Source organism: Mycolicibacterium arseniciresistens, assembly GCF_030519285.1.
GTDB classification, from domain to species: Bacteria; Actinomycetota; Actinomycetes; order Mycobacteriales; family Mycobacteriaceae; genus Mycobacterium; species Mycobacterium arseniciresistens.
On sequence record NZ_JAUMSQ010000305.1, the window covers coordinates 1 to 10,357 of the forward strand.

11 protein-coding genes are annotated in these 10,357 nt (G+C 70.0%); 5 read left to right on the top strand and 6 right to left on the bottom strand.

From position 1 onward, the window contains the following. Positions 1-105: 105 nt before the first annotated feature. From Q2100_RS26490 to Q2100_RS26500, 3 genes are all read right to left on the bottom strand, one after another. The gene (locus Q2100_RS26490) at positions 106-687 is read right to left on the bottom strand and encodes a rhomboid-like protein (RefSeq protein WP_302916461.1); all 582 of its coding nucleotides are present in this window, start codon (positions 685-687) and stop codon (positions 106-108) included. Continuing rightward, positions 660-3,266 carry an ATP-binding cassette domain-containing protein gene (locus Q2100_RS26495; protein ID WP_302916462.1) on the bottom strand — a complete coding sequence of 869 codons (2,607 nt, stop codon included), beginning with the start codon at positions 3,264-3,266 and terminating at the stop codon, positions 660-662. Before Q2100_RS26495 ends, Q2100_RS26490 begins: the two co-directional genes overlap by 28 nt. Positions 3,267-3,382: 116 nt before the next feature. Further along, positions 3,383-3,781 carry a nuclear transport factor 2 family protein gene (locus Q2100_RS26500; protein WP_302916463.1) on the bottom strand — a complete coding sequence of 133 codons (399 nt, stop codon included), beginning with the start codon at positions 3,779-3,781 and terminating at the stop codon, positions 3,383-3,385. Positions 3,782-3,830: 49 nt separating this feature from the next. Here Q2100_RS26500 and Q2100_RS26505 point away from each other — a divergent pair, with 49 nt between their 5' ends. Continuing rightward, positions 3,831-4,394 (top strand): TetR/AcrR family transcriptional regulator, encoded by a 564-nt coding sequence (locus Q2100_RS26505; RefSeq protein ID WP_302916464.1) that lies wholly within the window; start codon positions 3,831-3,833, stop codon positions 4,392-4,394. A gap of 4 nt (positions 4,395-4,398) precedes the next feature. Here the strand turns inward: Q2100_RS26505 and Q2100_RS26510 are convergent, their stop codons facing one another. After that, positions 4,399-5,586, bottom strand: coding sequence for an NADH:flavin oxidoreductase (locus tag Q2100_RS26510; protein ID WP_302916465.1), 1,188 nt, complete (start codon positions 5,584-5,586; stop codon positions 4,399-4,401). Between the two features lie 39 nt (positions 5,587-5,625). On the opposite strand from Q2100_RS26510, the gene Q2100_RS26515 reads away from it, so the two are divergent. Genes Q2100_RS26515 through Q2100_RS26530 form a run of 4 tightly spaced genes read left to right on the top strand, consistent with a single transcriptional unit; the run spans position 5,626 to position 8,989 of the window. Then, entirely contained in the window at positions 5,626-6,477 is an 852-nt protein-coding gene (locus Q2100_RS26515; protein WP_302916466.1) for a bifunctional methylenetetrahydrofolate dehydrogenase/methenyltetrahydrofolate cyclohydrolase, read from the top strand. Next, entirely contained in the window at positions 6,474-6,767 is a 294-nt protein-coding gene (locus Q2100_RS26520; RefSeq protein ID WP_264014480.1) for a DUF3017 domain-containing protein, read from the top strand. Before Q2100_RS26515 ends, Q2100_RS26520 begins: the two co-directional genes overlap by 4 nt. A gap of 54 nt (positions 6,768-6,821) precedes the next feature. After that, entirely contained in the window at positions 6,822-7,454 is a 633-nt protein-coding gene (locus Q2100_RS26525) for an acyl-CoA-like ligand-binding transcription factor (protein ID WP_302916467.1), read from the top strand. Beyond that, positions 7,451-8,989, top strand: a complete 1,539-nt coding sequence (locus tag Q2100_RS26530) for an FAD-dependent monooxygenase (RefSeq protein WP_302916468.1) — start codon at positions 7,451-7,453, stop codon at positions 8,987-8,989. Before Q2100_RS26525 ends, Q2100_RS26530 begins: the two co-directional genes overlap by 4 nt. Here the strand turns inward: Q2100_RS26530 and Q2100_RS26535 are convergent. Both Q2100_RS26535 and Q2100_RS26540 read right to left on the bottom strand, forming a co-directional pair. Continuing rightward, positions 8,970-9,701, bottom strand: coding sequence for a class I SAM-dependent methyltransferase (locus tag Q2100_RS26535; protein WP_302916469.1), 732 nt, complete (start codon positions 9,699-9,701; stop codon positions 8,970-8,972). The genes Q2100_RS26530 and Q2100_RS26535 overlap by 20 nt on opposite strands. Further along, a partial coding sequence (locus Q2100_RS26540; RefSeq protein ID WP_302916470.1) for an alpha/beta fold hydrolase occupies positions 9,698-10,357 on the bottom strand: 660 nt, incomplete at its 5' end. The genes Q2100_RS26540 and Q2100_RS26535, both read right to left, overlap by 4 nt.

The following is a 10,357-nucleotide window of genomic DNA, read 5'->3' on the forward strand; positions in this document are numbered from 1 at the left end:
CTCATCGAAACTCGCCTGCGCTGGATCGAACATACATTCGATTATTGCAGAGGGGTACGACACGCAACAGCGGCGATTCCGACTCTGGGGACAACTCCGAGGCGACTATCGCGCCAGGCGCGTCAGACCCAATCCCGTCAGAAACGCCGTCAGGTGGCCCACCTCCGTATAGGTCGGCTGGACGACGACGTCGACGACGAGCGCACCGGCACCCAGCACCTGCGCGCCGGCGCGATACCGGCGGGGGAGGTACCGCGACGCCGCACCGGCGACTCCCAGGACGAAGTAACTGACTCCGACATCGCGTGCGTTCTCCAGCCGGGACGGCGCCTGCCCGGTCCGGATCGACCGGCGAAGATATCCCTGCCCCGCCACCGTCCCGACGATGTGCGCGGTCAGCCCGACCAGCAGCCACCGGCCTGACCCCATCCTCCGCTCGGCGGGCGCCAGCACCGCCGCGTACACCGGTACATAAGGCCACCAGCGTCGTCCGTCGAGCCAGAAGAGGCTGGCGACCAGCACCCGCAGCGGCTCCCGCGACAGGTGATGCAGATTCGTCGACTGCTGGCGCAGCAAGCGTGACCGCTTCCGCCCTGCCGCCCGCTGCAGCCGTGTCGTGACCAACAGGACGGCCAGCCACCCGTAGGTCAGAGGAGCGCTCAGGCGCCCTTCAGCCGGATCTTCCACCGCACGAACGTCAGATAGCCGATGCTGAGGGCCGCGAGCATCCCCATGTCGAAAAGCCAGGTGCCACCGGTGTGTTCCCAGTGCGAGTCTTTCGGCGTCAGCGGTCCGGGCACGAGTCTGATCAGGTCCACCGTCGACGCCGACGCGGCGAAGCCCCAGCGGGCCGGGGTGATCCATGACATCTGGTCGAGGCCGATGCGGCCCGTCACGGGGATCATGCCGCCGGAGAACACCAGCTGCGACATGATCGCGATCACCAGCAGCGGCATGATCTGCTCGCTGGTCTTGGCCAGCGCCGACAATGCGAGGCCGACCATCGCCGCGGTCACCGTCGTCGCGGCCATCCCGAAGAACAGCTCGAGCGACGGATTGCCCAGCACCGAACCCTTTTCGACCGCGCCCTCGCCGAATCCCTTGCCCGCAATCGTGATACCGGTGACGATGGCGGACTGGATGATCGCGAAGATCGAGTAGACGCAGACCTTCGCCAGCAGGTACGCGGTGGTGGACAGGCCGACAGCCTGCTCGCGAAGGAAGATCGCGCGCTCGCCGATGAGGTCGCGGATGGTAAGCGCCGTGCCCATGAAGATCGCACCGACGTTGAGCAGCACCAACACCTGGCCCGGCTCGTTGGGTGCGTCGCCCATCGGGTTCGGGACGCCGAAGCCGACGGTGCCCGGCACCGAGAGCGACAGCGTGCCCATGATGAACGGCAACAGCGCAAGGAAGATGAAGTAGCCGCGGTCGGAAACGATGAGCCGGATCTGGCGCCGCGCGATCGTCGAGAACTGCCTTCGCAGACTGGTTTTCGACGGCTCGCCGAGGTCGGCCGGTTGATCGGCCGGCGGTTGGGCGGGTGGCGGGCCGTTGAGTTCGAGCCACCGCTGTTGGGCCGCGTCGGGATCGCCGGCCACCGTGCTGAAGATGTCGGCCCAGTTGGTCGTGCCCATCGCCGCGCCTATCTTCGCCGGCGGCCCGCAGAAAGCGGTCTTCCCGCCCGGCGCCAGCAGCAGCACCTGATCGCAGACGTCGAGGTAGGTCAGCGAGTGCGTGACCACCAGCACGACGCGACCCGCGTCGGCCAGCTGGCGCAGCATCGTCATCACCTGGCGGTCGAGCGCCGGGTCCAGACCCGAGGTGGGCTCGTCGAGGATCAGCAGCGACGGCCCGGTCAGCAGCTCGAGCGCCACGGATGCCCTCTTGCGCTGACCGCCGGAGAGCTTGTCGACCCGGGTCTCGAGGTGCTTGGTCATCTCGAGTTCCTCGAGCACCTGCATGACGACCTGTTCGCGGTCGGCCTTGGTGGTGTCCGGCGGCAGCCGCAGCTCGGCGGCGTACATCAGCGCCTGACGCACGGTCAGCTGCCCGTGCACGACGTCGTCCTGCGGCACCATCCCGATGCGGGAGCGCAGCGAGGCGTACTCGGCGTGCACGTTGTGGCCCTCGAACGTGACCGTTCCGCTGGACGGATGGGTGTAGCCGGCCACCAGCCGGGCGAAGGTGGACTTGCCCGCGCCCGACGGGCCGATCACCGCGGTGAGCGTGCCCGGCCGCGCCGTCAGGGAGATGTTGTCCAGCAGCGTCTTGTTGTTCTCGATCGTCCAGGTGACACCGTGCACGTCGAGGCCGCCGGTGGCCGTCGCGGCCGCGGTCTCGGTGCGCCGGACCAGTGTGCCGCCGCTGAATACCAGGTCGACGTTGCCGATCGTGACGGTGTCGCCCTCTTGGAGCAACGCCGAATCGACCCGCGAACCGTTGACGAAGGTGCCGTTGATGCTGCGGTTGTCGACGATCTCGGTGCCCTGCGCGGTCGACACCAGCGAGGCGTGGTGTCGCCCGGCCAGCACGTCGGGGATCACGATGTCGTTGTCGGTCGCGCGACCGATCTTCACCGCTCCCGCCGGCGTCTCCGGCGTGCGTCCGGGCCGCAGGATCTTGAGCATGCTGGTGGCCAGATTGCCGCCGTCGCTCGAGCGCGGCGCCGCCGTCGGCCCCATGCGGGTGACCGGCTCACTGGACTGCTGCGAGATCGGCTGCGACATCGGCGGCCGCGTCTGATGCGATGCCGGACCCGTCGGGTACCGCTGCTGCGACGACGGCGGATACCCCTGCTGCGTACCGGTCGGGTAGCGCTGCTGCGGCCGCGACGTGGGCGGCGTCGCGATGTGCGGACGTCCCGGCGCGGTGTGCGGCGGCGGGGTGTTCCAGCCGGTGTTGGGGCGCGCGACGGGGACCGCGGTGGTCGGCGGTGGGCTGCCGACCGAACCCTGGTGGCGGCCGACCTCGAACGACACCTGCGGGCCGTCCGGGTTGCCGATGTTGAGCGTCTGGCCGTCGCGGATGTCGACAGACGGGACGCGTCGGCCGTTGGCGAACATGCCGTTGAGGCTGCCGTTGTCGATTGCCACCCACCGGCCCTGGTCGAACCGCAGCACCAGGTGGGCGCGGGAGATCAAGGGGTGGGCGATTCGCACGTCGGCGCGCAGGTCGCGGCCGATGACGACGTCGTTGCCCGGCGCGAACGTGCGGGTGGAGCCCTCGTAACGAACGGTCAGCGCAGGCGGTGCTGGTCGGCTCATCGCGATCAACTCTATCGGTACCGCCACCGGAATTGCCGCCGCTACCGCGCAGCGCGGCGCGGCACGATCCGGGGGACGGGCGCGGGTGGCGTCGCGGCAGGTCAGGGCGGCTACCGCTAGGCCGGAATTGGCACGCTCCACCGGGCGGTGTCGGTGATCTGCCGCAGCGCCGTCATCTTCTCGCCGTGCACGGTGATCACATGGGCGAACGCCGCGTCCACCGTCGACCCGCCGTCGCGGGCAGAGCCCCGGTAGGCGCCGAGCACGACCACCCGGTGGTCGTCGACCGGCAGGTACTCCGACGGCGCGACGTCGACGTCGTAGAGGGAGTCGATGCGGGCCCACACCTCGGTGATGGTCTCGGCGGCGCCGCGGTGTTCACCGCCGACGCCGTGCGGCATGCCGGCGCTGACATCGGCCACGAAATCCTCGGCGAGGACGTCGAACAGGGCACTGCCGTCACCGTCGGCCATCGCCGCGTAGAACCGCCGGGCCACACCCGTGGGATCGCTCATCGGGATTCCTTCCGTATTAGAGATACATCTCTACTATAAACTGTGCGCCATGCCGCGGCCAGCCCGATTCACCGTCGACCAGCTGCTGGACGCGGCCGCCTCGATCGTCGCCGCGGACGGCGCGGCTGCGGTGACGGTGTCAGCGGTGGCCCGCGCGGTGGACGCGCCGAGCGGGTCGATGTACCACCGCTTTCCGTCGCGCGCCGCGCTGTGCGGCGAACTCTGGATGCGCACCGAGGAGCGGTTCCAGAACGGCCTGATCGCGGTGCTCGAGCGCTCCGGCGAACGGCAGGACCGGGTCGCCGCAGGCGCGCTCTACACCGTGCAGTGGTGCCGCGACCACGCGGACGAGGCGCAGGTACTGCTGGCCGGACCCGACGCGTTCTGCCGCAGCGAGTGGCCGACGGTTCTCGAAGACCGTCGAAAAACCCTGCACCGCAGATTGATCCGACAGCTTCGCGACATGGGTGGGCCGGTCGACCGAGTCACCGCCGCGCTGGTCGACATCCCGTCGGCCGTGGTGCGCCGGCACCTGGCGGCGCGCAGCCGCATTCCCGCCACGGCCGACGGCATAGTCGTGGACTGCGCACGCGCGCTGGTGCCGCGGGATTGAGCGGTCAGACCAGGGCGTCGGGTGCGCCGGTGACGACGCAGTGGGTGTGGCTGTAGATGGTCGCCATGCACTTGTTGCAGTGCGTGCACGCCGAGCGGACCAGCGCGTCGGCCTGAATACGGTTGATCAGGTCCGGCTCGGCCAGCAGTGCGCGGCCCATCGCCACGAAGTCGAACCCCTCGGCCATCGCGAGGTCCATCGTCTCGCGGTTGGTGATGCCGCCCAGCAGGATCAGCGGCATCGTCAGCTCGGCGCGGAACTGCCGGGCCTTGTCCAAGAGGAACGCCTCGCGGTACGGATACTCGCGCAGGAACTTCTTGCCGGTCATCCGGATGCCCCAGCTCAGCGGGGGCTTGAACGCACCGGCGAACTCCTTCACCGGCGCGTCGCCGTGGAACAGGTACAGCGGGTTCACCAGCGAGCTGCCTGCGGTCAGCTCGATGGCATCGAGCCCGCCGTCCTCCTCGAGCCACTTGGCGGTCTGCAGCGACTCCTCCATCGGGATCCCCGCGCGGACCCCGTCGGTCATGTTCAGCTTCGCCGTCACCGCGATCTGGTTGCCCACCGCGTCCCGGACGGCACGAACCAAGCCGCGCGCGACCTTCGCCCGGTTCTCCAGCGACCCGCCGTACTCGTCCTTGCGGTGGTTGAGCAGCGGGCTCAGGAACGAACTGGCCAGGTAGTTGTGGCCGAGGTGCACCTCGACGGCATCGAACCCGGATTCGATCGCCAGCCGTGCCGCGTTGGCGTGCGCCCTGGTGACCGCCTCGATGTCATCGCGGGTGGCCTTCCTGGCGAACCGCATCGACAGGGGGTTGAAGAACCGCATCGGGGCCAGCGACTTGGCCTTGTTCGTGCGGGCGTTGGCGACCGGTCCGGCGTGCCCGATCTGGGCGCTGATGGCGGCGCCCTCCGCGTGCACGGCGTCGGTGAGCCGTCGCAGGCCGGGCACCGCCTCCGGCCGCATCCAGATCTGCCAGCCGTCGGTGCGTCCGCCGGGTGTCACCGCGCAGTACGCGACGGTGGTCATGCCGACGCCACCCGCGGCGGGCAGCCGGTGGTATTTGATCAAGTCGTCGGTGACCAGGGCGTCCGGTGTGGACGCCTCGAATGTCGCCGCCTTGATGATGCGGTTGCGCAGCGTCACGGGGCCGAGTTTGGCCGGAGTGAACACATTGGGCTGAGTGTCCATAAGACAGAGCCTGTCACAGCGCATGCGAGACTGGACGCCGTGGGTGCGATCACGTTGGACGGCAAGGCCACGCGCGACGAGATCTTCGTCGACCTCAAAGACCGCGTCGCGGCGCTGTCCGACGCCGGTCGTACGCCGGGGCTGGGCACGGTGCTCGTCGGCGACGACCCCGGATCGCAGGCGTACGTGCGCGGCAAGCATGCGGACTGCGCCAAGGTGGGCATCAACTCGATCCGGCGCGACCTGCCCGCCGACATCAGCCAGGCCACCCTCGACGAGACCATCGACGAACTCAACGCCAACCCGGAGTGCACCGGCTACATCGTGCAGCTGCCGCTGCCCAAGCATCTCGACGAGAACGCCGCACTGGAGCGCATCGACCCGGACAAGGACGCCGACGGGCTGCATCCGACCAATCTCGGCCGCCTGGTGCTCAACGAGCCGGCGCCGCTGCCCTGCACCCCGCGCGGCATCGTGCACCTGCTGCGCCGCTTCGAGGTGGAGATCGCCGGCGCGCACGTCGTGGTCATCGGCCGCGGCGTCACGGTCGGCCGGCCGCTGGGCCTGCTGCTCACGCGGCGGTCGGAGAACGCCACGGTGACGCTGTGCCACACCGCCACCCGCCACCTGCCGCAGTTCACCCTGGAGGCCGACATCATCGTGGCCGCCGCGGGCGTGCCGCACATGGTGACCGCCGAGATGGTGCGGCCGGGCGCGGCGGTGATCGACGTGGGTGTCAGCCGGGACGACGCCGGGAAGCTGGTCGGCGACGTCGCGCCCGATGTGTGGGACGTGGCGGGTCACGTGTCGCCGAATCCTGGCGGCGTCGGGCCGCTGACGCGCGCGTTCCTGCTGACCAATGTCGTCGAGCGGGCCGAAAAGGGGCGATGACCCCGAAGGAGTTCGCCCGCAAGGTCTTCGCGGGGCAGTGGCCGATCCTGGCGGTCGGCCTGATCCTCATCGCCGCCTTCGGCCTGGTGGTCGCCGGGTACTGGCGGCGCGGCGCGCTGGTGATGGCCATCGGGGTGGGTGTCGCGGCGGCCCTGCGCCTCGCGCTCTCCGACGACAGGGCCGGCCTTCTCGTGGTGCGTTCGCGCGCAACGGATTTCGTCACCACCGCGGCGGTGAGCGCGACCATGTTCTATGTCGCGTGGACGATCGATCCGTTGGGCACCAGCTGAGAGTTGCGCACCGGGCAATCTTGCCTACCGTGCAAAATTATGTAGAGTGGCCGCATGGCCGGACTACGGGAACGCAAGAAGGCGGACACCCGCCGCGCGCTCAGCGACGCCGCGCTCGCACTCGCCCTCGAACGCGGCTTCGACGCCGTCACCCGCGAGGCGATCGCCGAGCTGGCGGGCGTGTCGTTGCGGACGTTCAACAATTACTTCACCGGAAAGTACGAGGCGCTGGCCTACCGCCAGACCGAACGGCTGCGACACAGCATCGACGAACTGCGGCGTCGGCCCGCCGGCGAGCCGCTGTGGACCTCGATCGCCGAGGCCGTCCTGAGTCCGCTCGAGGCCGACTTCCGTGCCGCCGACAGCGAGGAGAGCAGGATTCCCGACCGGAGAGAACTCGCCGAGGTCCGGAAGCTGCTGCTGAGCCCGGAGATCCGGGACGCGACCAACAGGGAACTGTTCGACGAGTGGCTCGAGGCGATCGCCGAGCGGACCGGCACCGACCCCGCGAAGGACATGTATCCGCGACTGGTGGCGGCGGTCATCCGCGCCGTCGGCGACGCGGCGATGGAGACGTACGTGCGCGCCGAACCCCCGGTCGCCCTCCCCGATCTGCTGCGTACGGCGTTCGCCGAGGTGGCCGCGGGACTGCCCGAGCCGAGCGGATCCACCGGGAGGACGTCGTGACCGACGAACGCGTGGACGTGGCCATCTCCGGAGCCGGACCGAACGGCCTGCTGCTCGCCTGTGAGTTGGCGCTCGCCGGCCTCCGGCCGGTCGTGCTCGACGCACTGCCCGGACCCAGCGCCGAACCGAAGGCCAACGGCCTTGTCGGACAGGTGATCCGACAGCTCGACATGCGTGGCCTCTACCACGCCTTCGGCGGGGACGCGGGACCGCCGCAACCGGCCCACGGCTGGATGTTCGCCGGGATGTCGCTGAGTTTCCTCGGTATCGAGGACAATCCGATGTACGCACTCATCCTTCCGCAGCCGCGGCTGGTCCGCCTGCTGGAGAAGCGGGCGCGTGACCTGGGCGTCGACATCCGCTGGGGGAGTGAGCTCACCGCGCTGGACGCTCGCGAGGACGGCGTGGCGCTGACCGTCGCCACGCAGGACCGGCGGCACCGGATGGACGCCGGTTTTCTGGTCGGCGCCGACGGCGGCCGCAGCATGGTGCGTAAGGCCGCGGGTATCGAGTTCCCCGGCCACACCTCACCGATCGTCAGCAGGATCGCCCACGTCCGCCTGCCCGACGCACGACTCGTGCCAGGCCGCGGCTTCGACATCGAGGGCTTCGGAACACTCGCCTTCGGCGTCAGCAGATTCGACAACGGCACCGTCGTGGTGTTCCCGCTCGAACCGGACCGGCCGATGCTCGGCACCATCGAGTACGGCTGGACGCCGGGCAGCACCGAGGCTCCGATGACGCTCGCCGAACTGCAGGACAGTCTGAGCCGGGTGCTCGGTGTCGACGTGGCGATCGAGGCGCCCAGGACGCCGGAGACGCATGCGTTGCGCCGTCTTGACGGGATCAATTCGCGGCTGGCGCAACGCTACCGGGCCGGACGGATCCTGCTGGCCGGTGACGCCGCGCACGTACATTCACCGATGGGTGGGCCCGGTCTGAACCTCGGCATGCAGGATGTCGTCAACCTCGGCTGGAAGCTCGCGGCGGTGGTGAAGGGGTGGGCGCCCGAGGGGCTTCTCGACACCTATGAGTCCGAGCGTCGTCCGGTGGGCGAGCGGGTGATGATGCACTCGCTGGCTCAGCTCGCGCTGGCCGCGCCGGGGCCCGAAGTCAGCGCGCTGCGTGAGCTCTTCGGTGAACTGGCGGGTCAGCGTGAGGTCGCGCGGCACCTGGCACGCACTCTCGCGGGTGCGGATGTCCGCTATGACGTCGGCGACGATCATCCGATGTCCGGGTTCATGGTGCCCGATCTCGTGCTCGACGACGGGCGCCGCGTCACCGACCTGCTGCACGACGCCCGCGGCGTCCTGCTCGACGCGACCGGCGGCGCCGCATCAACCGTCTCGGCGCCGTGGGCCGACAGGGTGGACGTGGTCTCCGGCCGGATCGCCGGCGGGCCTGCGGCGCTCCTCGTCCGGCCCGACGGCTACGTGGCCTGTGCGACGGACGATTTCGAGGGTGCCGACGAGTCGCGGCTGCGCCACGCGCTGAACAGGTGGTTCGGCGCCAGGCTCAGCGCAGCGTCGCCCTGATGCACACCGTCACATACGGCAGCGCCAGCCCGCTGGTGTTGGCCAACGCCGGGTGGGTGTTCAGCAGTTCACGCACCTGCTCGAGCGTGCGGGTGCGCACCTCGGCGGGCGAGGTGATGCAGTAACTGCGCGAGGCGACCAGGTCGATGAGCGCCTGCGGCGTCAGGTAATTCGTCCACTCGACGCGACGGCGCTCGAAGCCGGTGAACGGCTCGGGCAGCGTGACCTTGTCGTTGAACGGATCCTCCTCGTGCCCGGTGATCCGGCCGAGGTCCTTGACCCAGCCCAGGCGTTCGTCGGCGGTGTTCCACACCAGCCCGAGCCGCCCGCCGGGCCGAAGCACCCGGGCGACCTCCTTGACCGCGCGTTCGGGATCGAACCAGTGCCAGGCCTGCGCCACGAGCACGGCGTCGACGCTGTCGTCGGGCAGCGGGATGTCCTCGGCGGTGCCGAGCAGCGCCGGGGTGTCCGGCAGCGAGGTGGAGAGCACCTCGAGCATCTCGGGGATCGGATCGACGGCCACCACCGTGAGGCCGCGTTGCACCAGCCGCGTGGTGAGCTTGCCGGTACCCGCGCCGAGGTCGAGGACGTCGCGCGCGCCCGAGGGAAGCAGCCAGTCGATCGCCTCCGGCGGGTAGGACGGCCGGCCGCGCTCGTAGGCCGCCGCCTCTGCGCCGAACGACAGCGAGCGGTCGTTGGCGGGGTCGCTCACGTCGCCGCCAGGTCCAGGGTGCGGCGGATCAACGCGCCGACGGCCTCGGTCTCGACCAGGAAGCCGTCGTGGCCGAAGCGGGACTCGACGATGTTGAGCCCCGAACACCCCGGCAGCAGATCGGCGAGCTCCTGCTGCAGCCGCAACGGGTACAGCCGGTCGGAGGTGATGCCGCCGACCACCACCGGCACCCGGCAGCCCTGCAGTGCAGCCGCCACGCCGCCGCGGCCGCGTCCGACGTCGTGGCTGGACAGCGCATCGGTCAGCGTCACGTATGTGCCGGGGTCGAACCGCTCGACCAGCTTCGCACCCTGGTATTCGAGGTAGCTCTGGATGGCGAACCGGCCTCCGTTGGTCGGGTCCTCGTTGCCCTGGGCGTCATTGCCGAACCGCTCGTCGAGCTCGTGCTCGCCGCGGTAGGTGAGGTGGGCGAACCGGCGGGCGATCTCCATGCCGGTGTGGGGTGTGCGGCCGGTGTGGTGGTAGTCGCCGCCCTGCCAGTCCGGGTCGGAGGTGATGGCCGCGACCTGGGTGGACTGCGTGCCGATCTGGTCGGCGGTGGCGCGGGCGCCGACGGCCAGCACCAGGGCCGCCCGCACGTCGTCGGGATGGCCGACGGCCCACTCCAGCGCACGCGCGCCCCCCATGGAGCCGCC